The sequence below is a fragment of the Quisquiliibacterium transsilvanicum genome (assembly GCF_014202215.1).
GTDB classification, from domain to species: Bacteria; Pseudomonadota; Gammaproteobacteria; order Burkholderiales; family Burkholderiaceae_E; genus Quisquiliibacterium; species Quisquiliibacterium transsilvanicum.
In genome coordinates this window covers 338,930-360,363 of record NZ_JACHGB010000002.1, presented here as the reverse complement: position 1 = coordinate 360,363, position 21,434 = coordinate 338,930, and the positions used below count along the sequence as shown (strand labels likewise).

Annotated in this window: 21 protein-coding genes; 9 read left to right on the top strand and 12 right to left on the bottom strand. The window is 70.5% G+C overall.

Features of this window, described 5'->3' with window-relative positions:
* Positions 1-101 precede the first annotated feature (101 nt).
* On the top strand, positions 102-2,006 hold the full coding sequence (locus HNQ70_RS05100; protein WP_183964924.1) for a PhoH family protein: 1,905 nt from the start codon (positions 102-104) through the stop codon (positions 2,004-2,006).
* Between the two features lie 54 nt (positions 2,007-2,060).
* Here the strand turns inward: HNQ70_RS05100 and dnaB are convergent, their stop codons facing one another.
* The 6 genes from dnaB to HNQ70_RS05070 all read right to left on the bottom strand — a co-directional run bounded on the left by dnaB (position 2,061) and on the right by HNQ70_RS05070 (position 8,127).
* Positions 2,061-5,780 (bottom strand): replicative DNA helicase, encoded by a 3,720-nt coding sequence (gene dnaB, locus HNQ70_RS05095; RefSeq protein WP_183964922.1) that lies wholly within the window; start codon positions 5,778-5,780, stop codon positions 2,061-2,063.
* 104 nt (positions 5,781-5,884) lie between these two features.
* Entirely contained in the window at positions 5,885-6,334 is a 450-nt protein-coding gene (gene rplI / locus HNQ70_RS05090) for a 50S ribosomal protein L9 (protein ID WP_183964920.1), read from the bottom strand.
* Between the two features lie 16 nt (positions 6,335-6,350).
* A complete protein-coding gene (gene rpsR / locus HNQ70_RS05085; protein ID WP_183964918.1) occupies positions 6,351-6,623 on the bottom strand; it encodes a 30S ribosomal protein S18 in 273 nt (90 codons plus the stop codon).
* A gap of 1 nt (position 6,624) precedes the next feature.
* Positions 6,625-6,927, bottom strand: a complete 303-nt coding sequence (gene priB, locus HNQ70_RS05080) for a primosomal replication protein N (RefSeq protein WP_183964916.1) — start codon at positions 6,925-6,927, stop codon at positions 6,625-6,627.
* A gap of 24 nt (positions 6,928-6,951) precedes the next feature.
* Positions 6,952-7,347, bottom strand: coding sequence for a 30S ribosomal protein S6 (gene rpsF / locus HNQ70_RS05075; protein WP_183964905.1), 396 nt, complete (start codon positions 7,345-7,347; stop codon positions 6,952-6,954).
* A gap of 69 nt (positions 7,348-7,416) precedes the next feature.
* The gene (locus HNQ70_RS05070) at positions 7,417-8,127 is read right to left on the bottom strand and encodes a DUF8198 family protein (protein ID WP_183964904.1); all 711 of its coding nucleotides are present in this window, start codon (positions 8,125-8,127) and stop codon (positions 7,417-7,419) included.
* Positions 8,128-8,224: 97 nt separating this feature from the next.
* On the opposite strand from HNQ70_RS05070, the gene HNQ70_RS05065 reads away from it, so the two are divergent.
* From HNQ70_RS05065 to HNQ70_RS05055, 3 genes are read left to right on the top strand one after another with little or no spacing between them, the layout of a single operon-like run.
* The gene (locus tag HNQ70_RS05065; RefSeq protein WP_183964902.1) at positions 8,225-8,719 is read left to right on the top strand and encodes a hypothetical protein; all 495 of its coding nucleotides are present in this window, start codon (positions 8,225-8,227) and stop codon (positions 8,717-8,719) included.
* An 18-nt stretch (positions 8,720-8,737) separates the two neighbouring features.
* A complete protein-coding gene (locus HNQ70_RS05060) occupies positions 8,738-10,357 on the top strand; it encodes a GMC family oxidoreductase (RefSeq protein ID WP_183964900.1) in 1,620 nt (539 codons plus the stop codon).
* A gap of 9 nt (positions 10,358-10,366) precedes the next feature.
* Positions 10,367-11,281 carry an alpha/beta fold hydrolase gene (locus HNQ70_RS05055; protein ID WP_183964898.1) on the top strand — a complete coding sequence of 305 codons (915 nt, stop codon included), beginning with the start codon at positions 10,367-10,369 and terminating at the stop codon, positions 11,279-11,281.
* A 19-nt stretch (positions 11,282-11,300) separates the two neighbouring features.
* Here HNQ70_RS05055 and HNQ70_RS05050 read toward each other — a convergent pair whose 3' ends face one another.
* Positions 11,301-13,289, bottom strand: a complete 1,989-nt coding sequence (locus HNQ70_RS05050; RefSeq protein ID WP_183964896.1) for an SDR family oxidoreductase — start codon at positions 13,287-13,289, stop codon at positions 11,301-11,303.
* 157 nt (positions 13,290-13,446) lie between these two features.
* On the opposite strand from HNQ70_RS05050, the gene HNQ70_RS05045 reads away from it, so the two are divergent.
* The 4 genes from HNQ70_RS05045 to HNQ70_RS05030 all read left to right on the top strand — a co-directional run bounded on the left by HNQ70_RS05045 (position 13,447) and on the right by HNQ70_RS05030 (position 16,942).
* Complete coding sequence (locus HNQ70_RS05045) at positions 13,447-14,079, top strand: phasin family protein (protein ID WP_183964894.1); 633 nt, start codon at positions 13,447-13,449, stop codon at positions 14,077-14,079.
* 9 nt (positions 14,080-14,088) lie between these two features.
* Positions 14,089-15,372, top strand: coding sequence for a patatin-like phospholipase family protein (locus tag HNQ70_RS05040; RefSeq protein WP_183964892.1), 1,284 nt, complete (start codon positions 14,089-14,091; stop codon positions 15,370-15,372).
* Positions 15,373-15,483: 111 nt separating this feature from the next.
* Positions 15,484-16,143 (top strand): TetR/AcrR family transcriptional regulator, encoded by a 660-nt coding sequence (locus tag HNQ70_RS05035; protein ID WP_183964890.1) that lies wholly within the window; start codon positions 15,484-15,486, stop codon positions 16,141-16,143.
* Between the two features lie 19 nt (positions 16,144-16,162).
* Positions 16,163-16,942, top strand: coding sequence for a tetratricopeptide repeat protein (locus tag HNQ70_RS05030; RefSeq protein ID WP_183964888.1), 780 nt, complete (start codon positions 16,163-16,165; stop codon positions 16,940-16,942).
* Positions 16,943-16,950: 8 nt separating this feature from the next.
* On the opposite strand, the gene HNQ70_RS05025 is transcribed toward HNQ70_RS05030, so the two are convergent.
* Together HNQ70_RS05025 and HNQ70_RS05020 are read right to left on the bottom strand one after the other, a co-directional pair.
* A complete protein-coding gene (locus tag HNQ70_RS05025) occupies positions 16,951-17,400 on the bottom strand; it encodes a CopD family protein (protein WP_183964886.1) in 450 nt (149 codons plus the stop codon).
* Entirely contained in the window at positions 17,397-19,007 is a 1,611-nt protein-coding gene (locus HNQ70_RS05020) for a wax ester/triacylglycerol synthase family O-acyltransferase (protein ID WP_246434715.1), read from the bottom strand. Before HNQ70_RS05020 ends, HNQ70_RS05025 begins: the two co-directional genes overlap by 4 nt.
* A gap of 86 nt (positions 19,008-19,093) precedes the next feature.
* Here HNQ70_RS05020 and HNQ70_RS05015 point away from each other — a divergent pair, with 86 nt between their 5' ends.
* Positions 19,094-19,351 (top strand): acyl-CoA-binding protein, encoded by a 258-nt coding sequence (locus tag HNQ70_RS05015; protein ID WP_183964884.1) that lies wholly within the window; start codon positions 19,094-19,096, stop codon positions 19,349-19,351.
* Between the two features lie 106 nt (positions 19,352-19,457).
* Here HNQ70_RS05015 and HNQ70_RS05010 read toward each other — a convergent pair whose 3' ends face one another.
* From HNQ70_RS05010 to HNQ70_RS05000, 3 genes are read right to left on the bottom strand one after another with little or no spacing between them, the layout of a single operon-like run.
* Entirely contained in the window at positions 19,458-19,733 is a 276-nt protein-coding gene (locus HNQ70_RS05010) for a polyhydroxyalkanoic acid system family protein (protein ID WP_183964882.1), read from the bottom strand.
* 20 nt (positions 19,734-19,753) lie between these two features.
* Entirely contained in the window at positions 19,754-20,719 is a 966-nt protein-coding gene (locus HNQ70_RS05005) for a 2-hydroxyacid dehydrogenase (protein WP_183964880.1), read from the bottom strand.
* Between the two features lie 37 nt (positions 20,720-20,756).
* Positions 20,757-21,416, bottom strand: coding sequence for a LutC/YkgG family protein (locus HNQ70_RS05000; RefSeq protein ID WP_183964878.1), 660 nt, complete (start codon positions 21,414-21,416; stop codon positions 20,757-20,759).
* Between the last annotated feature and the right edge of the window lie 18 nt (positions 21,417-21,434).

The window sequence follows — 21,434 nt, the reverse complement described above, 5'->3', positions numbered from 1 at the left end:
CCCCTCTCCATGGGGCGCCACCCGTACGCCCCATCGCCAGCCACGGCCGCTGCGCTCCGGAAAACCCACCGGACCGGCGGCCTTTTTCGTCACGAGCGAAGATGCCCCTGCCCAAAGCGCCGACCAAGCCGGCCACGCTGCTTGACCTGACCGATCTCCCGAAGGCCCGCGTTCGCGCCCGGCCTGCGCCTGCTGCGGCCGCCACCGCCGAAGCTGTCGCCGAAGCTGTCGCCGAAGCTGCGGCGGTGGCCCCGGCGCAGCCCGCGGCCGCCGCGGCCCTGCAGGCCAGCGAAATGCCGGCTAAGGCGGCACCAGCCGCCGCTGCGGCCAAGGCTGCGCCGGCCGTCGTCGAAAGCGTCGCCGAGGGCGCCGGTCCGTCTTCGCGCTCCGCGCAGCGTGGCAGGACGCGCGGCGCCGCGGGCAGGATGCCCGACGCCGCGACGGGCGCAACGGGAGCGACGGCCGCCACGGGCGCGGCGTCCGCTGCCACCGGGAGCGCAAGCTCCGGCTCCGCTGCCCCTGGCGCCGCCGCGCCCGCAAGGTCAGGAGCTGCCGACGTGCGCGCGCAGTCCTCCACGCCGCGGCCCGCACTGCGTCCGGTGAAGTCCGCGCAGAAGCGCTCCGCCGCCGAGCCCGCCAAGCTCTTCGTGCTCGACACCAACGTGCTGATGCACGACCCGAGCAGCCTGTTCCGCTTCGCCGAGCATGACGTCTACCTGCCCATGATGACGCTCGAGGAGCTGGACAACCACAAGAAGGGCATGTCCGAGGTGTCGCGCAACGCGCGTCAGGTGAGCCGCTCGCTCGACTCCCTGATCGCGCTGTGCGAGGGCTCGATCGACGAGGGCATTCCGCTGGCCGAGCTCGGCAACCGCGAGGCCGGCGGCCGTCTGTTCTTCCAGACGCAGGCGATCGCCGCGATGCTGCCCAGCAGCCTGCCGGTGGGCAAGGCCGACAACCAGATCCTGGGCGTGGTGCGCGAGCTGCACGACCGTTTCCCCGGCCGCGACGTGGTGCTGGTGTCCAAGGACATCAACATGCGGATCAAGGCCCGCACGCTGGGCCTGCCTGCGGAGGACTACCGCAACGACCAGGTGCTCGAGGACACCGACCTCCTCTACACCGGCCTGCAGGCGCTCCCCGAGGACTTCTGGGACAGGCACGGCAAGGGCGTCGAGTCCTGGCAGCAGGCCGGCGTCACCTACTACCGGGTCAGCGGGCCGCTGGTGTCGTCGTTCTCGATCAACCAGTTCGTCTACATCGACGCCGAGGGCGGCCTGCAGGCGCAGGTGAAGGAGATCAACGGCCGCACCGCGGTGCTGGCCACGCTGCGCGACTACGCCCACCTGAAGAACGCGGTCTGGGGCATCACTGCGCGCAACCGCGAGCAGAACTTCGCGCTGAACCTGCTGATGAACCCCGACATCGACTTCCTGACCCTGCTGGGCCAGGCCGGCACCGGCAAGACGCTGCTGGCGCTCGCCGCCGGGCTGGCGCAGACCCTCGAGGGCAAGCGCTACACCGAGATCATCATGACGCGCGCCACCGTGCCGGTGGGCGAGGACATCGGCTACCTGCCCGGCACCGAGGAAGAGAAGATGCAGCCCTGGATGGGTGCGCTCGAGGACAACCTCGAGGTGCTCAACAAGGGCGAGGGCGGCGAATGGGGCCGCTCCGCGACCAACGACCTGATCCGCTCGCGGGTGAAGGTGAAGGCGATGTCCTTCATGCGCGGGCGCACCTTCATCAGCAAGTTCCTGATCATCGACGAGGCGCAGAACCTCACGCCCAAGCAGATGAAGACCCTGGTCACCCGGGCCGGCCCCGGCACCAAGGTGGTCTGCCTGGGCAACATCGCGCAGATCGACACGCCCTACCTCACCGAGGGCTCGTCGGGCCTGACCTACGTGGTCGACCGCTTCAAGGGCTGGCCGCACTCGGGCCACGTGACGCTGCAGCGCGGCGAGCGCTCGCGGCTGGCGGACCACGCGGGCGAGGTGCTGTAGCGGCGCAACCGGGCCCGGCGCGCACCGGATCCCTGGCGCCGGCCCGCGCCTGCGCTACTCGTAGCCGCCGGCGGCGAAATTCTCGAACTTGGTGTACTGGCCGACGAAAGTGAGACGCACCGTCCCGATGGGGCCGTTCCGCTGCTTGCCGATGATGATCTCGGCAGTGCCCTTGTCGGCGGAGTCCGGGTTGTAGACCTCGTCGCGATAGATGAACAGGATGACGTCCGCATCCTGTTCGATCGCGCCCGAGTTATGGCTGACGATCCCGTCCGCCAGCCAGGAGGCCGGACCGGGAACGGTCAGGTCGAAAACCTCCTCCTCGCCGTCGGGAACGATCGAGACGACGCGATCCCAGAAGAGATCGTCCGATGCTGCGCGGCGCAAGCCTTCGTCGTCGAGGCACTCCGCGTACGACGCGACCGTATCGCGCGACGGAGCGAACGCGAAATGCGACATGCCACCGTAGGCAGTTCCGCGCATGGATGCCATGCGCCGGGTGCTCACGCCTCGGGCCGCCATCGCTGCGCGGACCTCGTCGAAGACCTCGATCGGAAGGGTGTCCACGTTGGTGCCCTGGCGGGAGGCAAGCTCCAGGACCTCGCTCAGGCGGCGAGCCGGCTCTTCCCGCGGCCCGAAGGCGCCGACCCGCTCGAGAAACCTGCGCTGGTCGGCAGCTCCGCTGACATCGACGTTCCAGACAGGCCGGCGACCGCTCCGGTGCAACGCCCTGAGGCGCCCGACGATACCCAGGCGCAGCAGCAGCGCCGCCACGTCGCGCGCTAGCGGCTCGCTGCAGGTGCTGAAGTAGACGCGCGGAGCGCCCTTGCTGCCCGCCGCACGAACGGAGATGCAGCCGTCGGTGGCCCAGAGGTGCCGCAGCAGCAGCGAGAGCTGCCCGCTCTCCAGCCCGAACACCGACGACGGCAGTCGCTTTTCGTGGGAGCGCTGCCCGAAGATGCCGAGTTCGCGCAGCCAGCGCCCCACGCCGTCCGGATGCCAGCGATTGCCGTTGCCGGAAATCACGAGCTGATGCCAGTTGCCTCGCCCCTCGTGCCGATTCACCCTGCAACCGAAGGCCTCCGCCGCCGCCCGAACCGCATCGCTGTTCTCCTGGGACCCGGTGGTGTAGCGCATCGGCTGATGCGACAGATAGCTGCCGTCGCCCACCAGATGCCCCAGCAGCACAAGCTCGTGATCCTGCCAGCGCACCGGACAGGCCGGCGCCGGCATGGCGCGACCCAGCGCCACTCTGTCGCCTTCGGAGAGCTCCCCGAGCAGGCGCCAGCCGCTTCCCGTGAACAGCCGATGCCGTGCGGTTGCACGCAGCACACGCCCGCTGGCCAGCGTCATCTTCAGCACGGGCTTGCGCCCCACCGACCACACTTTGTCGGACCGAGCCGCGACGATGCGGCGCGACTGGTCCATCGCGAGCACGTCGGGTTCGGTTCCGACGAGCTCGCGGATCGGCACGCGCCGACCGTCCGCGAGCAGGACAAGCGTGTCGCCAGCGACGCACTCGCGAAGATCGGACATCACCGGCCGCTTGTTCGGCCGCTGCTCGAGCGAGCGGTTCAGCTGGGACAGAGCGACCACCGGGCAGTGCAGTTCCTTGGCGAGCGCCTTCAGACCGCGGGAAATCTCGGAGATCTCGGTGGCGCGGTTCTCGTTGCTGCCGCTGGACGAACCGGACATCAGCTGCAGATAGTCGACGATGATCATGCCCAGCTGGCCGCACTGGCGCGACAGGCGCCGCGCACGGGCACGCAGCTCGAGCGAGTTCAGCGCCGGGGTCTCGTCGATGAAGAGCTGGGCCTCCTGCATCTTCTGGATGGCGCTGGTGAGCCGGGGCCAGTCGTCGTCGATCAGCCGTCCGGTGCGCAGCCGCTGCTGGTCGAGCCGGCCCACCGAGCACACCATCCGCATCGCGAGCTGGGTCGCGCCCATCTCCATGCTGAACACCGCCACCGGCAGGCCCTGGTCCACTGCGACGTGCTCGCCGATGTTGAGCGAGAAGGCGGTGTTGTGGGTGACGACGTAGTCGTCGGTCAGGTACAGGCGGCCGGGGTGCGAGACCGAGATGCACTGCGTGGCCGTCTCCCGCGTGGGCTCGATGCTGCGGATCACCGGCAGCTTGCGGCGCCGGCGCCCACCCGCCACCCTCGCCTGCTTGTCGCTCACCAGAAAGAGACTGGCGGGGTCAGGATGGCTGATCGTGCACACCCAGGCAGGCGCACCGGCGCGGCGCTCGCCGCCTGCGGTGCAGGTGGGCTGCTTGCCGCGGATCGAACACCAGCCGCCCAGCGAGCGCACCAGTTCGGCCATGTCCTGCGCAAGCTGTCGGCTCGCGGTCGACAGCCGCACGGTGCCCCAGCGCTCGGCCCAGCCGTCGGTGTCGAGCAGTCCGCGCAGCAGGTCGAGCCGTTCGGCGCGCGGCGCGTCCAGGTACAGGCGCGGGATGAACTTGTCGGCGCTGGTGCGCCCCCACAGCCCCATCTGCTCGAGCGCCCGGTTCAGCGGGTTGGCCTTCTGCCCGTGATGGCCGGCCTGCTTGCCGCGATCCTGCTGCACCAGCCGCCAGTCGCACCCTCCGGCCGGCACCAGCGCCAGCCCGTCGGCGGCGCGCGCCCGCAGGCGCGCCAGGGTTTCCTCGGCCTTGCCGGAGAAGCGCACCGCCGTGCCGCACAGGCTGCCGTCGCCCAGCAGGGCGCCCAGCACCCAGGGATCGACCGGGAGATCCGAGGTGTGGCCGAAGTCGCCGCTGGGCATGTCGATCCACAGGCGGTCGCGGTAGCGGGCGCGCCCGAGCAGCGCGATGATCTCTTCGGTGGCCAGCACCCGCGGCTGCGGCCAGTGGCGGCAGTGCACCTGCCACAGGTGCTCCGCGCAGCATTCGGCGCTGCGCCCGTCGGAGAAGGAGATCCGCCAGACCTGGCGCACTCCCTGCGGGTGGATTCCGGTGACGCTCGACGGCCGTCCGTCCACCGAGGCCAGCGCATCGCCGACCGCCAGATCCCCCATCCGCTTCCAGCCCCCGGGGGTGCGCACCCTCGAATCCAGCGGTTGCGCCTTGCCCATCGACGGCCGTCCGGCCACGATCACCAGGTCGCCGGGCTGCAGGCCTGAGGTCATCCGGTCGAGGTCGGCGAAGCCGGTGGCCACGCCGGTGACGTCGCTCGTGTTGCCCTGGCTGTAGAGCTCGTCGACCCGCTCCACCACCTTGCTGAGCAGGTCCTGCAGACCCTGGAAGCCGGCTGTGCCGCGCGAGCCTTCCTCGGAGATCTGGAAGATCTTCGATTCGGCCTCGTCGAGGATCTGGCGGGTGTCCTTGCCCTGCGGATTGAGGGCCGAGGTGGCGATCTGGTCTGACGTGGAGATCAGGTTGCGCAGGATGGCGCGGTCGCGGACGATCTCAGCGTAGCGGCGGATGTTGGCCGCCGACGGCGTCTCCTGCGCCAGCGAGTTCAGGTAGGGCAGTCCGCCCGCCTCGTCGGCCTTGCCAGCGGACTGCAGCGACTCGAAAACGGTCACCACGTCCGCCGGGTGGCTGCGCTCGATCAGGCGGTTGATCTGCTGCCAGATCAGGCGATGGTCGTAGCGGTAGAAGTCGTCCTCGCGCAGCACGTCGGCGACGCGGTCGAAGGCGTTATTGTCGAGCAGCAGCCCGCCGAGCACCGATTGCTCGGCCTCGATGGAGTGCGGCGGAAGGCGCAGGGCCGAGACCTCGCGGTCCCCCTGTCCCGTGGAGGAAGACTGGCTGGGATATGCGGACATGGGGCTATGTTAGCGAAGCCGGCGCGCGGCGCCCCGGAAATGCGGAAGGGGCGCAGAGCGCCCCTTCGAAGACTGCCGCTGCGGGGGCTTGCGCCCCCCTGCGATCAGGCCTCCTGGACCACCGTGACGCTGACCTCGGAGACGACGTCGGCGTGCGGAGCCACTTCGACCTTGAACTCGCCGAGGGCCTTCAGCGGACCGTCGGGCAGGCGCACCATGGCCTTCTCGATCTTGAAGCCCTGCTTGACCAGCGCTTCAGCGATGTCGAAGTTGGTGACCGAGCCGAACAGACGGCCGTCGACGCCAGCCTTGTTCGGGATCTCGATGGCCAGGCCGTTGAGCTTGTCGCCGAGCGCCTGCGCAGCGGCCAGCTTGTCGGCCTGGATCTTCTCGAGTTCGGCGCGCTTGGCCTCGAACTCTTCGATCGCCACCTTGGTGGCGCGACGCGCCATGCGCTGGGGGATCAGGAAATTGCGCGCGTAGCCGTCCTTGACCTTGACGACGTCGCCAAGCTGACCCAGGTTGACGACCTTTTCGAGCAGGATGATCTGCATCTTGTTTCTCCCGTGCTCAGTGGTTGTCGGTGTAGGGCATCAGGGCCAGGAAGCGCGCACGCTTGATCGCCTCCGACAGCTGGCGCTGGAAGCGCGCCTTGGTGCCGGTCAGGCGGGCGGGGATGATCTTGCCGGTATCGGTGATGAAGTCCTTGAGGATGTCGACATCCTTGTAGTCGATCCACTCGATCTTCTCGGCAGTGAAGCGGCAGAATTTCTTGCGCTTGAACAGCGCGCTCTGCGTCGGACGCTTCTTCTTGTCTTTGGAACCACGGCGGAAGTACGCCATATCACACCTCGATCAATTCGAATTCGGTTACGTGCAACACCAGCTGCTTCGACGAACGGCGCTTCGGCGCCAGGAACCCCCCGACCTGCAGGCCGGCGCCCAGAGGGACGCGGTCTGCGCTCGAGGCCAGAGGGCCCGCGAACACTGCGGCGATCTCGAGCTCCACCTTGCGCTCGGCCCCGGCTTCCTGCTGCCCGGACTCGTGCTGGAGGCTGGCCGAGAGGATCGGGATGCCTGCCGGGCTGTAGCGCAGCGACTCGCGCGCCGCCAGCCTGCCCAGCAACTCGATCCTGTTCGCCCTCACCTGCTCCGTTCGTCCAGCGAGCGCTTACTCGGCCGCAGCGGCAGCGGCGGGGGCAGGGGCAGGAGCCGGCTCGGCGGTGGCCTTGCGGGCCTCCTCGCGCTGGATCTGCTTCCACATCGGCGACGGGCCGGTCTCGGCCTTGCGCATCGACACCGTGAGGTGGCGCAGCACGGCGTCGTTGAAGCGGAAGGCATGCTCGAGCTCACCCAGCGTGACCGGACCGATCTCGATGTTCATGAGCACGTAGTGGGCCTTGGCGATCTTCTGGATCGGGTAGGACAGCTGGCGGCGGCCCCAGTCCTCGATCCGGTGGACCTTGCCTTCCTGGGCTTCGACCAGCGCCTTGTAGCGCTCGATCATGCCGGGAACCTGCTCGCTCTGATCCGGGTGGACGATGAATACGATTTCATAGTGACGCATTTACTCTCCTCGTGGACTTGGGCCGCCTGCGGCGTCGAACGCAGTGCGGCAAGGGAACCGTGGATGATATCAGGCGAAAGCCCGCGCCGTCCAGCCGGTGTCCTGCCCGTCGAACAGCGCCCGCAGGATGACCCGCTCGCGCGCGTCGATGCGGGCGAGGAAGACGGTCGCGCCGCCAATGCCCTTGAAGGCCCGGAAGCCGCGCACCAGGAAGTCGTGCATCGTCGGGACGCCCGCGAGCCTGGCCGGCCCCGCCATCGCGCCCAGCAGCCCGCCGAGCAGCGGCATCCGTACCAGTCGGTCCAGCGACCGGCCGATCGACAGCACCAGGTCGAGCTGATGCTCGCGATCGGCCCTCGGGGCGCTGTCCCGGTAGGCCCGGGCGTAGGACGCCTCATCGATGTCGGCCGCGTCGGCGCGGCGCAGCAGGCTGGCCATCGCCTCATCGAGCCGCTCGGAGAGGGCATCGAGCTCGACCGCGTCGGCCAGCGTGGCCAGCGCGCTGTTCGGCAGGGTGCGCGCCAGCACCGGGACCACATGGCCGAGCTCCGCGTCGCGCTGCGAGAAATCTTTCGCGCCGTAAAGGTCTTCGAGGAAGAAGCGCGCAGCTTCGCGGTGGCGGGGCTCGGCGAGCAGGTCGGCATGCGTGGCCGCGAGCCGGGCCGACTGCCAGTGCTTGAGCGCGACGCTCCAGCCGCGCAGGCGGGCATCTGCCGCGATGCCGGCCCGCAGGGAGGCCACCTCGGTGGCGGCGCGCAGGAGTCTTTCGGAATGTTCCATCGCGGCGCGATGATACCGGCACGGCCGCCCGGAAGAAGCCGTCGGCGGCGCGCGATTAGAGCGGCCGCTCTACGGGGCCCCGCCTAGAATCGACGGGATGACGACGCGACGCACATTCCTCAAGGCAGGGCTGCTGGGCGGCGCACTGCTGGCCGTGGGCGGGTTCACCGCGGTGCTCGTCGGCCGGGACCCCGACGCCGACCGGCGCCAGGTGCTGCTGGCAGTGATTCCGGCGGTGCTCGACGGCGCCCTCCCCGACGAACCCCAGGCGCGCGCTGCCGCCGTGGCCCGCTGCGCCGAGGGGGTCGACACCGCCATCGCGGGCCTGCCTCCGGCGGCGCGCGCGGAGGCCGCGCAGCTCTTCGCGCTGCTGGCGATACCGCCCAGCCGGATCGCGCTGGCGGGTGTGCGCAGTTCCTGGGACGAGACCGGCCGGGACGAGGTCGCGGCCTTCCTCGAGCGCTGGCGGCAGCATCCGGTCGCGCTGATGCGCAGCGGCTACGGGGCGCTGCACGACCTCACCCTGGCCGCCTGGTACGCCGACGAATCGACCTGGGAGTCGATCGGCTATCCCGGCCCCCTGAACCTCTGACCGACGGACCGCGCCGCCATGAGCAGCTTCCCCGACCCAATCGTCGCCGGCCTGGCCCGCGGCTGGAAGGTGCTCGACGGCGCCGACCCTGCGCCGCCACCGGCGGAGTTCGACTGCGACGTGGCGATCGTCGGCACCGGCGCCGGCGGCGGCGTCACTGCCGAGGTGCTCGCGCGCAACGGCCTCTCAGTGCTGCTGATCGAGGAAGGCCCGCTGCGCAGCTCGCGGCACTTCGACATGCGCGAGTCGCAGGCCTATCCGCAGCTCTACCAGGAGTCGGCCTCACGCCGCACCAAGGACAAGGGAATCAACGTGATGCAGGGCCGCTGTGTGGGCGGCTCCACCACGGTCAACTGGACCTCCAGCTTCCGCACCCCTGCGCGCACGCTGGAGTTCTGGCGCAGCCGCTTCGGCCTGGAGGGCTTCTCGCCCGAGGCGCTTGCGCCCTGGTTCGAGCAGGCCGAGCGCAGGCTGTCGATCGCGCCGTCGGTCTTCGAGCCGAACCGCAACAACGAGCTGCTGCGGATCGGCGCCCATGCGCTGGGAATCCCGGTGGCGGCGATCTCGCGCAACGTGCGCAACTGCTTCAACCTCGGCTACTGCGGAATGGGCTGCCCGACCAACGCCAAGCAGTCGATGCTGCTGACGACGATTCCGGCGGCGCTGGACCTCGGCGCGCGGCTGCTGACCCGGGCCCGCGCGCAGCGGCTGCTGCTCGTGGGCGGGCGCCCCACGGGCCTGGAAATCGAGTGGCTGGACGCGACCGGCCTGCAGCCGTCCGGCCGGCGCTCGGTGGTGCGGGCCCGGCACTACGTGCTGGCCGGCGGCGCGATCAACACGCCGGGGCTGCTGCTGCGCTCGGACGCGCCCGACCCCCACGGCCTGATCGGCACGCGCACCTTCCTGCACCCGACGGTGATCTCGTCCGCCCTGCACGAGGAGCAGGTCGACGGCTTCGACGGCGCGCCGCAGACGCTGTACAGCGATCACTTCCTGGACTCGGTGCCGATCGACGGCCCGCTCGGCTTCAAGCTGGAGGCCCCGCCGCTGCATCCGGTGCTGTTCTCGACCACGATGCAGGGCTTCGGCCGCCAGCACGCGCTGCAGATGCGCGACTTCCGCCACACCCATGCGCTGCTGGCGCTGCTGCGCGACGGTTTCCATCCGCTGTCCAAGGGCGGACGGGTGGAGTTGCGCAGCGACGGCAGCCCGGTGCTCGACTACCCGCTGGACGAGACGATCTTCGACGGCGTGCGCCGCGGGCTGCTCGCGATGGCCGAGATCCAGTTCGCTGCCGGCGCGCGTTCGGTGGTGCCGGTGCATGAGCGCGCAGGCAGCTACGACAGCTGGAAGGCGGCGCGCGAGGCGATCGTGGCGCTGCCGATGGAGCCGCTGCTGGCGCGCGTGGTGTCGGCCCACGTGATGGGCGGCTGCACGATGGCCGCCGACGAGCGGCGGGGCGTCGCTCGCCCGGACGGCAGGATGCACGCGCTGGAGGCGGTGTCGGTGCACGACGGATCGCTGTTCCCGACCTCGATCGGGGCCAATCCCCAGCTGTCGATCTACGGAACGGTGGCGCGCCTGGCGACGGAGCTCGCGGCCAGCCTCACCGGCCGCACGCCCGTCGGGCTGGCGTAGCATCGGCGCATGCAGATCGCACGCATCCTTCGCATCCTCGTCCTCCTCGAACTTCTCTGCGCCGCCGGCCTCGCCACCTGGCTCGGCGCCGACGCCGGCTGGAGCTGGGCCGCGGCAGTCCCCGCCGGGCTGGCGGCCCCGCTGCTGGTCCACGCGGGCGTGGTCGGCCTCAACTTCGGAGTCGCCTCGCTCGCGGGCAGCCCCACGCCCGAGGCGCAGCGCCTGAGCCTGGCCGGCGCGGCGTCGACCTACTTCAGGGAGGTGGCCGACTCCATCCGCACCTTCCAGTTCGCCCTGCCCTGGCGGCATCCGGCGCCGCTCGCGGGCGCGGGCCCCTCGTCATCCGAGGTGCCGGTGCTGCTGGTGCATGGCTACTTCTGCAACCGGCAGATCTGGCGCCCCTTCGCGGCCTGGCTGGCGGAGCGGGGCCATGCGGTCGAGGCCCTGGACCTCGACCCCGCGTTCTGCTCGATCGACGACTACGTGCCGCAGTTGAGCGAGGCGGTGCGCCGGCTGCGCGAGCGCACCGGCGCGCATCGGGTCGCGCTGATTGGCCACAGCATGGGCGGCCTGGTGGCGCGCGCCTGGATCCGCTCGACCGGCGGAGACCTGGCCGCGCGCGTGGTCACCATCGGCACGCCGCACCGCGGCACCTTCCACGCGCGGCTGGGCCTGGGCGAAGGCACCCGGCAGATGCGCATGGACAGCGCCTGGCTGCAGGCGCTCGACGCATCGGAGGACGCGGAACTGCGCAGCCGCTTCACCGTGCTGCTCAGCCACCACGACAACATCGTCGCCCCGCAGTCGATCCAGACGCTGGCGGGCGCGCGGACCATCGAGTTCTCCGGCATCGGCCACCTCTCGCTCGCCTACGACCGGCGCGTGTGGGCGGCCGTGGACGAGGCGCTCGCCTGGGCCGACTGAAGGCAGGCCGGCGTCCCGACTAGAAGTGGATGCCCCGCATCAGCTGCTGGAAGGCCACCTGGTCGGCCGTCAGCTGGGGCGCCTTGCCGCCCTCCCCGTGGCGGGCGGCGTCGGAGTCCGGAAACATCCGGAACGAGGTGTTCATGACGATCTGCGCCAGCCGCGGCAGCATGGCGTGCATCACCTCGCCGAGAATGCCAAGCCGCGTGGCGATCTGCACCGGCCGGTTGACGATGGCGTCGGCGATCAGGTCGGCAGCCTCCTCGGGCGCCAGCGTCGGCACGCTGTTGTAGAGCTTCGTTGGCGCGATCATCGGGGTGCGCACCAGCGGCATGTTGATGGTGGTGAACTTCACGCCCAGGTCCGCGTACTCCGAGGCGGCGCAGCGGGTCCAGGCGTCCAGCGCGGCCTTGGAAGCGACGTAGGCCGAGAAGCGCGGCGCGTTGGTCAGCACGCCGATCGACGAGATGTTGATCACGTGGCCGCGCCGCTTCTCCACCATGGCAGGCAGCAGGCCCATGGTGGTGCGCAGCGCGCCGTAGTAGTTGAGCTGCATGCAGCGCTCGAAGTCGTGGAAGCGGTCGTAGCTGTTCTCGATGCCGCGCCGGATCGAGCGGCCGGCGTTGTTCACCAGCACGTCGACGCCGCCGTAGGTGTCGGCCAGCCACGTCGTCATCCGGTCGCAGTCGGCCATGTCGGCGAGGTCCACCGCGAAAGTGACCAGCTGGTGGCCATCGGCCTCGACCAGCGCGCGGGCCTCGTCGAGCTTCTCCTGGTCACGCCCGCAGATGATGGTGATCGCGCCGGCCTCGGCGATCTTGCGGGCCGCGGCCAGGCCGATCCCCGAGGAGCCGCCGGTGACCAGCACCACCTTTCCGCCGACCTGCCCCTTGAGCGTGCGGTCGATGAAGAGGTCGGGATCCAGGTGGCGCTCCCAGTAGTCCCACAGCACCCAGGCGTAGTCGCGCAGCCGCGGGCACGCGATGCCGCTGCCCTTGAGCGCTGCCAGCGTCTGGCGGCAGTCGAAGCGCGTGGGGTAGTTGACGAAGTCGAGGATGTCGTCGGGCAGGCCGAGATCGCGCATCACCGCGTCGCGGATGCGGCGCACCGGGGTGAGCGCCATCAGGCTTTTCTTGACGCCCTTCGGGATGAAACCCAGCAGCGCGGCGTTCACCCGCAGCGACATCGAGGGCGCATGCGCGGCGGAGGCGAAGGCGTTCAAGACGTCGCCCACGCGCATCGGCTCGGGGTCCACGAGGTGGAAGCACTTGCCGTCGTGGTTCGGCAGGTGGGCGATGTGGTCCATCGCGTCGACCACGAAATCCACCGGGACGATGTTGATGCGCCCGCCCTCGATGCCGATGGTGGGCATCCACGGCGGCAGGATCCGGCGCAGCCGCTGGATCAGCTTGAAGAAGTAGTAGGGGCCGTCGATCTTGTCCATCTCGCCGGTCCGGGAGTCGCCGACCACCAGGCCCGGACGGTAGACGCGGAACGGCACCTTCAGCTCGGTGCGCACGACTTTCTCGGAGTCGTGCTTGGTGGAGAAGTACGGGTGGTCCAGCCCCTCGGCCTCCTCGAACATGTCCTCGCGGAACATGCCCTCGAACATCCCCGCCGCTGCGATCGAGCTGACATGGTGGAAGCAGCCGGCGCCGATCTCGTTGGCCAGCCCGACCACGTTGCGGGTGCCTTCGACGTTGACGCGCGCCTGCGACTCGGCATCCGCCTTCAGGTCGTAGATGGCGGCGAGATGGAAGAAGTGCTTCACCGCGCCCTTGAGCGCCTTGCGGTCGGCCGCGCGCAGGCCCAGGCCGGGCTGGGCGATGTCGCCCTGTACGGGGATGGCGCGCTTGGCGGTCGTCTTCCAGAACTCGTACAGCGGCGCAAGCTTCTCGGGGGAGGCGTCGCGCACCAGGAAGTAGACGACGCTGCCTCGGCGCGCGAGCAGCTTCCTGACGAGCCGCCTGCCAATGAAGCCTGAAGCGCCGGTGATGAAGTAGGCCATGGGAGATCCTCCGAACGTGGATGACGATCATTGCACCCGGTCGGCAGCGCGGCAAGCGCGGCCCGGCTTTAGTGTGCTGTCTCTAGGGGAGACGCCTAGAGTGGCGACATCCCGAGAAGCCGGGGGATGGCCGGCATCATCCACAGGAGAGAAAAAAATGGTCAAGAAACTGAAGGCGATGGCGAAGGACAAGGACGACAACCAGCTGGCTCGCGCAATTCGCGAGTCCGCCCACCAGATCTGGCTTGCGGGCCTCGGTGCCTTTTCGACCGCCCGCCGGGAGCGCACCAAGGTGTTCGAGGCGCTGGTCAAGGAAGGCAAGGGAATCCAGCAGCGCACCCGCGAGATGGCGGGCGAGCGGATCGACGAGGTTTCCGGCAAGGTCAGTGAAGTGACCGGCATGGTGGGCAGGCAGGCGAGCGAGTCCTGGGACCGCCTCGAGCAGGTGTTCGAGGACCGCGTCTCGCGCGCGCTGGCCCGGCTCGGCGTGCCGACCGGCAAGGACATCAAGGCGCTGGCCAAGCGCGTGGACGAGCTGACCGCGAGCGTGCAGGCGATGGGCGGCAAGGTTCCGGCGCGCCGCAAAGCGGCTGCCGCGGCAGCGGTCAAACCTGCGCGCAAGACCGCAGTGAAACCGGTCCGCAAGGCGGCTGCCCCGCAGGCTGCCGTCAAGCCGGCCCGCAAGCCGGCGGTGCGCAAGGCTGCCGCGCCGCGCAAGGCTGCGCCGCGCAAGGCGCAGGTCGAGTCGGCCGCGCCGGCTGCGGCCGAGTCGGAGACCCCGGCGGGCTGAGGCTGAGCGATGACGGCCACACGTCGCGCCGCCCGGAGCGCTCCGGGCATCCGTTCCCGCCGGGCCGTCGGCAATCCGCGCCGGGCACGGCGCGGAGCGGGCGGCATCGGGCTGGCCCTCGCCGGCGGCGGCTTCCTGGGCGCGGCCTATGAGCTTGGCGTGCTGGCGGCACTGGCCGAGGCCGTCCCCGATCTCGACCTGAACGCGCTCGACGCCTACGTGGGCGTGAGCGCGGGCTCGTTCATCGCCGCTGGCTTGGCCAACGGCAAGACGCCTCACCAGATGGTGCGCATGTTCGTGGAGGACGCGGAAGACGCGCTCGACCCGGCGACCATGCTGCGCCCCTCGGCCAGGCTCTGGCTGCGCGCGCTGCGCTCGGCGCCGCGCGCGTTCGGCCAGGCGATCGACGCCGGGATCAGCGAGGGTCTGCGCGGCCCGCGGGCGGTGGCCTGGCAGGCAATCGAACGGATCGGCCGGCTGCTGCCCTCCGGCTTCCTGGACACCGGTCCGGCCGAGCGCACCCTGCGCGCGCTGTTCGGCGAGGAAGGACGCACCGACGACTTCCGCCGCCTGCGCGGCGCGCTGCGGATCGTCGCCGCCGACATCGACACCGGCGAGCCGGTGGAGTTCGGCGCGCCCGGCTTCGATCACGTGCCGATCTCGCGCGCAGTGCTCGCATCGAGCGCCCTGCCCGGCCTGTTTCCCCCGGTGGAGATCGACGGCCGCTTCTACGTCGACGGCGCGCTGAACAAGACGCTGCACGCATCGGTGGCGCTCGACGAGGGCGTCTCGCTGCTGCTGTGCGTGAATCCGCTGGTGCCCTACGTCGCGCCTGCCGGCCGCGGCGCGGGCGTGATCGCCCACGCAGGGCTGCCCGTCATCCTCTCTCAGTCGCTGCGCACCGCGATCCGCTCGCGGATGGGGGTGGGGCTGCAGAAGTACTCGATCACCCACCCGGACGCGAAGATCCTTCTGTTCGAGCCGCGCGGCGACGACGCAGCGACCTTCTTCACCAGCATCTTCACGGTGTCCAGCCGGCGGCGCGTCTGCGAGCAGGCCTACCAGCACACCCGTGCCGACCTGCTGGCGCGCCACGAGGAATACGCAGCCCGCCTCGAGCCCTTCGGCCTGCGGCTGAGCCGGGGTGTGCTGCAGGACAGGACGCTCACGCTGGTGCGCACCACGCCTGTGCCGTTACCTCGGCGCCCCCGCGGGCTCGAGGACAGCACGCTGCGGCTGCGCCATGCGCTGGACGACCTGGAACGCGCGCTGAAGGTCTCCGGCGCCGCCTGAGTCACGCGGGCGGGCCGCAACACGCGGCCGCGCGCTGCGGGAGGGCCGCAACACGCGGCCCCGCGCTACACTGGATCCGTTCCGACTGCCCACGCCAGCGACGACCGATCCATGGAGCGCAAACCGCCGCGCCGCACCCGCGAACGCATCCTCAGCCTGGCATTGCGCCTGTTCAACGACCTGGGCGAGCCCAACGTCACCACGAGCGCGATCTCGGACGAGATGAACATCAGTCCCGGAAATCTCTACTACCACTTCCGGAACAAGGACGACATCATCAACGCGCTGTTCGAGCAGTTCGAGCGCGAGATCGACGAGCTGCTGGACACGCCCGCACGAGCGGACATCGGCTTCGAGGACGCATGGCTGTTCCTGCACCTGCTGTTCGAGTCGATCTGGCGCTACCGCTTCCTGTACCGCGACCTCAACGACCTGCTGTCGCGCAACCGCAGGCTCGAGACCCATTTCAAGACCATCCTCGAACGCAAGACCCGTGCGGCGCACCGCTTGTGCAGCGCGCTGGCCGAAGCCAGACAGCTGCAGGCCGGCCCGCGCGAAGTCGAGGCCCTGGCGACCAACATGGTGGTGGTGGCCACCTGGTGGCTGTCCTATGAATACGTCGGCAACGCCCGCCGCTTCAACGACCCGGACTACCAGAACGCCGCGATGGCGCGCGGCGCCTACCAGGTGCTGGTGCTGCTCGCGCCCTATCTGAGCGAGGACGGGCGCGCGCTGTTCAACCGGCTGGCCAACGAATACCTCAGGGCCTGAGCCCACCCAGGAGACTGCAATGGCGAAGTGGATCGCGTTCCCGCACCCCGACAAGGCCTACCTTCATACCCAGGCCTCCCTGAAGAAAAGCTGGGCGCGGCTGCACCGCGGCGACTGCGAGCCCTTCCCCAAGGACGCCGGCGCGATCGACGCCTGGATCGCGTATCACGCCGGGGACTTCGGCCGCGCAATCGAGGCCGGCACCGCGGCGGGCCACGCGGGCTGGAACGCGGCGAACAAGGCCGCCGCCGTCTACGCCACCTACCTGGAGACCGCCGAGAAGCGCAAGCTCGCGCTGCTCGAGGAAGCCGCCGCCCGCGCCGAGGAACTGCAGGCGGCCGAACCCGCCAATGCGAACGCCTTCTACCTCTACGCGTTCGCCGCCGGCCGCTACAGCCAGGGAATCTCGATCGCCAAGGCGCTCGCCCAGGGGCTCGGCGGCAAGGTCAAGGCAGCGCTCGAGACCACGCTGAAGCTGCAGCCGAAGCACGCGGACGCGCACATCGCCTTCGGCTCCTGGCACGCCGAGATCATCGACAAGGTGGGCTCGATGATCGGCGGCGTCACCTACGGCGCGAAGCGCGACGCCGCGCTGACGCACTTCCGCAAGGCGCTCGAACTGAATCCGGACTCGGCCATCGCCCGCGTCGAATACGCGAACGGGCTGGTCATGCTGGAGGGAAAAAAGGGGCTCAAGCAGGCCGAAGCCCTGTACGCGGAAGCGGCCGAGTGCGAGCCGGCGGACGCGATGGAGCGGCTGGACGTCGAGCTGGCGCGCAGCGAGCTGGCCGACGACTGAGATTCGGCTCAGGCCAGCCGGCCGAGCGTGGCGACCGCGATCGTGAGCACACCGAGCGCGAGGTTCAGCACCACCAGCCGCCGGATGCCGTTGAGCGCGCCGGCGGCTGCCGGCCAGTCGGCGCGCGCGACGCCGTCGCGCAGCCTGGGCCAGTACCGCAGGCGGATCACCAGGAACACCAGCGTCATCGCCAGCCCCAGCCCCATCATCGCGTGCCAGGCGGCGGGCGCCGCCGCGAAGCCGGTGGCGAGCATCATCGCCAGTCCGCTCACCCACAGCACCGCGAGGGCCGCGGACACCTGGGCGAAGAACCTGCCCAGCGCGCCCGCCAGCAGCGGCAGCCGCTGCGGCGGCGGCAGCGCCAGCGCGGACGGGCGCATGCACAGGTGCGCGAAGGCCATCCCGCCGACCCAGACGACGACGGCAACGATGTGCAGGAATAGCCAGAGCTCTCTCATGCCGGAGCGCTCCGGGCCTGACGCCGCCGGGCGGGCGCACGGCGTGAGCCCGCGCCGAACAGGCGACGCTCGACCTCGGCCGGATCCAGCAGCCCGGCCTGCACCAGTTCGCGCGGCAGCATCGACAGCGTGAGCAGCAGGCGCTCGAACTCCGGCTGGAATTCGTCGATGATGAGTTGCGGGTCCGGGCAGATTCGGGTGTCGGCGATGACCCCGAACTCCACGCCGGGTCCGTAGGACAGGATCGACACCCCGAGACCGATGTCGCCGGACTGCGGCACCCAGAACATCATCCTTTCGATGCGGCGGCCCAGGATGCCGATCGGCATGCGGGGGCCGGGCACGTTGGTCATCACCGCGGTGGCCTTGCTGGCCAGGTAATCCAGCACCAGCTTCTGCGCGGGCCGCGGGGCGGCGCCGAGCGCGGCCAGCACCCCGAAGGTGATCGGCCCCTGGTAGCCGCCCTTGAGCTCGTTCATCCGCCGGCGCACCTCGTAGAGCCGCTCGATCGGATTGGCGATTCCCACCGGCAGGATCAGCGGCACCAGCCCGAAGCGATTGCCCAGCGACAGCGGCTCGTCGAGCGGGCGCAGGTTCACCGGCACCGTCGCCCGCAACTCTTCGCCCTGCGTGCGCTCGCCCTGCGACTCCAGGTAGCGCTGCAGCGCGCCGGCCACGCAGGACAGCAGAACGTCGTTGACCGACACGCCGAGCACCTTGCAGACCGCCTTGACCTCCGGCAGCGGCAGCGGCGTATTCCAGGCCACCCGCTTGCGCCCGCCCGGCCGGCCTTTGAGCGCGGTGTGCGAATCCTCGGTCATCAATGCGATCTTCATCGCGTCGCCGGCCGCCTTCGGCAGCGCGGCGAGCAGTCCCTTGCGGGCGTCTTCGTCGCCGACCAGTTCGGCCGACGCGCCCAGCGCGGCGCCGGCCGCCCGCGCCGCGCGGACCGCGCCCCGGGCCAGCGGACCGAGCAGGTTCTCGACGACGTGCAGGTCCTCGTGCTCGGGATCCTCGGTGTCGTCGGGAGCGCCGGCGCTCTCCTGCCGATCCGTTTCGCCGTCCGGCAGCACGGCGGCATGCGCGGCATGCGCGGCATGCGCGGCATGCGCAGGATGCGCGGCGGTGGCGAGCGGGTCGGAGACCGGTTCGGACTCGTCGTCGGTGAGCGAAAGCGCCACCCGGACCAGCGCGACTCCGTCGGCGATGCAGTGGTGGATGCGCAGGACAAGCGCGGTGCCGCCCGCATAGCCCTCGACCAGGTGGAACTGCCACAGCGGATGACGGGCGTCCAGCGGGCGCGAAGCCAGCCGCCCCACCAGCGCGCGCAACTCGTGCTCGCCGCCGGGCGCGGGCAGGCGCGCACTGCGAAGATGCCGATCGAGGCGGAAGTCGTCGTCGTCGACCCACCAGGCGCCGGTGGCTTCCGGCTGGACCTTCTGGCGGAAACGGTCGAACTGCAGCAGCCGTTCACGCAGGCGCTGGCCGAACTCGTCCTCGCCCAACGGCTGCGCCAGGACCCACACGCCCACGATCATCATCAGGTTGCGCGGACTGTCCATCCGCAGCCAGGCATGGTCGACCCCCGACATCCGCTCACGAGCCATCTGTTCTCTCCCGGCGGGTGTCCCGCAGCCTACCTATAATACCGACGACCCCCACCGAACGGCACGCGCCGGCAGGAGAAACCACGATGGCAGACCTGAAGCAGACCTTCGAGGAAGCGGTTGCCGCCTCCAAGCAGCTCGACGAGCGGCCGGACAACGCCACGATGCTGAAGCTCTATTCGCTCTACAAGCAGGCCACCGAGGGTGACGTCGACGGCAAGCGCCCGGGGATGACCGACATGGTCGGCCGCTTCAAGTGGGATGCCTGGAGCGAGCTGAAGGGCGTGTCGGCCGAGGACGCGATGCAGCGGTACATCGATCTGGTCGAGGACCTGAAAGGCTGATCCCGGGCGCGGGCGGAGCGGCGCGCTGCCGGGCTGGCGCCGCCGCGAGCTGCCCGCCGCCGCCCGCCCGCCGGCCCGCGCCGCACCGCGCCGGCGGCGCCCGGCCTCAGACGAAATATCGGTCGAAGTTCTCGTTGACGTGATCTTCAATCCGGTGCCGGAACGCAGACAGCAGGAAGCCCAGCTTCGCGTCCAGCGCGACCGAGTCCTTGGCCACCTCGAGCGAGCCCTCGACGCCGCTGCGCGAGAAGCGCAGCACGTTGCCGTCCCATTCGCTCTCCATCCCGTACTCCTGGGCGAGGTCGTCAGCGACCTTCTGGGCGGCGACCTTGGCCTTCTTCAGGCCGATCGTGTGCTTCCTGTGCAGGTGGATCTCGGACATCTCGGTGGCCTCCGGGGCGTTCAATCGGGCAAGGGCACGGGCGTGAGCGGCCCCGCGCCCTCGGCCCAGGACATGAGGTTGCGCGCGGCGAGCATCGCCATGCCCAGCCGCGAGCTGCGGGTGGCGCTGCCCAGGTGCGGCGCGAGCACCACGTTGGGCACCTCGAGCAGCGCAGGATCCAGGGCGGGCTCGTTCTCGTAGACGTCGAGGCCGGCGGCGCCGGGCCGGCCCGCGCGCAGCGCACGCACGAGCGCGGCATCGTCGACGATGCCGCCGCGGGCGATGTTGACCAGCGTGGCGCCCGGCTTCATCCAGCCGAGCTCGCGCGCGCCGATCAGGTGATGGGTCTGCTGCGAATAAGGCACCACCAGCACCACGTGGTCGGACTCGCGCAGCAGCGCATCGAGCCCGCGGCGCTGCGCGCCGAGCTCGGCCGCGTTCGGCGCGGGCGTGCGGTTGCAGTAGAGCAGCCGCATGTCGAAGCCGCGCGCGCGCCGCGCGATCGCCGAGCCGATGCGCCCCATGCCGACGATGCCAAGCGTGGCGCCGTGGACGTCCTGGCCAAGGAACTGGTCCCAGGCCCAGGCCTTCCAGTGCCCGGCGCGCAGCCAGCGCTCGGACTCCGACAGCCTGCGCGCGGCCGCCATCAGCAGCGCCCAGGCCATGTCGGCGGTGGCCTCGTCCAGCACGCCCGGCGTGTTGGTGACGACGATTCCGCGCGCGCCGCAGGCAGCCAGGTCGACGTGGTTGTAGCCCACCGAACCGGAGGCAACGATGCGCAGCGCCGGGGCGGCCTCGAGCAGCGCGGCATCGACGCGGTCGGAGCCGGTGACGTAGAGTGCATCGCGGTCGCGCACCCGCTCGCGCAGCGCCGCGGCGGGCCAGGGCTCGTCGGCCGGGTTGGCGTCGACCTCGAAGCGCTCGCGCAGCAGTTCGAGGACTTCCGGGAAGACCCTGCGGGTGACCAGCAGCTTCGGATGGCTCATCGGCGCGCGCCCTCCAGCGCGCTGGCGTGCGCAGCGATCACGCCCCCTCCACGATCAGCAGGTGCACCCGGTAGGGCCCGTGGGCGCCGAGCACGATGGTCTGTTCGATGTCGCCGGTGCGCGAGGGGCCCGACACCAGGTTCATCGCGCGCGGCGGCGTGCCGAATTCCTCGCGCATCAGCGCGAAGCCGTCCTCGTAGTGACGCAGCACGCGCGAGGCGGGCACCACGGCCACGTGGGTTTCCGGCAGCAGGTGGGTGGAAGCCGGCGTGCGCGGCCCGGACATCAGCATCAGCGTGCCGGTCTCGGCGATCGCCGCGAACACGCCGGTGACGCCCAGGCGATCGCCGTCGCGTGGAGCGCGCGGCTCCAGCGCCAGGCCGGCGCCGGCCCAGTTCAGGTCGGCCAGGGTCTCCCAGCGGACGCCCTGTAGCGGCAGGCCGTTCTCGCGCAGCCAGCCGGCAAGCGCGGCGGGTGCGTCGGCAAGCGTGGCCACGCGGGCGGTGGTGCTCGACATGCGCTGCGCCTGCGCCTCGAAGTGCGCCACCGCGTCGTCCGCGATCCGGGGCCGCAGCGCCGCGGGGTCGGCCGGCGCCCGCGCCGTGCTGCCCGTGCTGCCCGTGCTGCCCGTGCTGCCCGTGCTGCCCGCCTTGCGGATCCTTGCGAGGATGTTCGCCCTGGCTCTCGAGCTGTCCATCTGTCGTCTCCTGTCCGG

What these genes read in the sequence shown, in the direction of transcription:
- rpsF (WP_183964905.1), bottom strand. Translation starts at nt 7,347, where the DNA reads ATGCGTCACTATGAAATCGTATTCATCGTCCACCCGGATCAGAGCGAG.
- HNQ70_RS05015 (WP_183964884.1), top strand. Translation starts at nt 19,094, where the DNA reads ATGGCAGACCTGAAGCAGACCTTCGAGGAAGCGGTTGCCGCCTCCAAG.
- HNQ70_RS05005 (WP_183964880.1), bottom strand. Translation starts at nt 20,719, where the DNA reads ATGAGCCATCCGAAGCTGCTGGTCACCCGCAGGGTCTTCCCGGAAGTC.
- HNQ70_RS05045 (WP_183964894.1), top strand. Translation starts at nt 13,447, where the DNA reads ATGGTCAAGAAACTGAAGGCGATGGCGAAGGACAAGGACGACAACCAG.
- HNQ70_RS05000 (WP_183964878.1), bottom strand. Translation starts at nt 21,416, where the DNA reads ATGGACAGCTCGAGAGCCAGGGCGAACATCCTCGCAAGGATCCGCAAG.
- rpsR (WP_183964918.1), bottom strand. Translation starts at nt 6,623, where the DNA reads ATGGCGTACTTCCGCCGTGGTTCCAAAGACAAGAAGAAGCGTCCGACG.
- HNQ70_RS05030 (WP_183964888.1), top strand. Translation starts at nt 16,163, where the DNA reads ATGGCGAAGTGGATCGCGTTCCCGCACCCCGACAAGGCCTACCTTCAT.
- HNQ70_RS05025 (WP_183964886.1), bottom strand. Translation starts at nt 17,400, where the DNA reads ATGAGAGAGCTCTGGCTATTCCTGCACATCGTTGCCGTCGTCGTCTGG.
- HNQ70_RS05065 (WP_183964902.1), top strand. Translation starts at nt 8,225, where the DNA reads ATGACGACGCGACGCACATTCCTCAAGGCAGGGCTGCTGGGCGGCGCA.
- HNQ70_RS05020 (WP_246434715.1), bottom strand. Translation starts at nt 19,007, where the DNA reads ATGGCTCGTGAGCGGATGTCGGGGGTCGACCATGCCTGGCTGCGGATG.
- HNQ70_RS05055 (WP_183964898.1), top strand. Translation starts at nt 10,367, where the DNA reads ATGCAGATCGCACGCATCCTTCGCATCCTCGTCCTCCTCGAACTTCTC.
- HNQ70_RS05070 (WP_183964904.1), bottom strand. Translation starts at nt 8,127, where the DNA reads ATGGAACATTCCGAAAGACTCCTGCGCGCCGCCACCGAGGTGGCCTCC.
- HNQ70_RS05050 (WP_183964896.1), bottom strand. Translation starts at nt 13,289, where the DNA reads ATGGCCTACTTCATCACCGGCGCTTCAGGCTTCATTGGCAGGCGGCTC.
- HNQ70_RS05040 (WP_183964892.1), top strand. Translation starts at nt 14,089, where the DNA reads ATGACGGCCACACGTCGCGCCGCCCGGAGCGCTCCGGGCATCCGTTCC.
- HNQ70_RS05100 (WP_183964924.1), top strand. Translation starts at nt 102, where the DNA reads ATGCCCCTGCCCAAAGCGCCGACCAAGCCGGCCACGCTGCTTGACCTG.
- HNQ70_RS05035 (WP_183964890.1), top strand. Translation starts at nt 15,484, where the DNA reads ATGGAGCGCAAACCGCCGCGCCGCACCCGCGAACGCATCCTCAGCCTG.
- HNQ70_RS05010 (WP_183964882.1), bottom strand. Translation starts at nt 19,733, where the DNA reads ATGTCCGAGATCCACCTGCACAGGAAGCACACGATCGGCCTGAAGAAG.
- HNQ70_RS05060 (WP_183964900.1), top strand. Translation starts at nt 8,738, where the DNA reads ATGAGCAGCTTCCCCGACCCAATCGTCGCCGGCCTGGCCCGCGGCTGG.
- rplI (WP_183964920.1), bottom strand. Translation starts at nt 6,334, where the DNA reads ATGCAGATCATCCTGCTCGAAAAGGTCGTCAACCTGGGTCAGCTTGGC.
- dnaB (WP_183964922.1), bottom strand. Translation starts at nt 5,780, where the DNA reads ATGTCCGCATATCCCAGCCAGTCTTCCTCCACGGGACAGGGGGACCGC.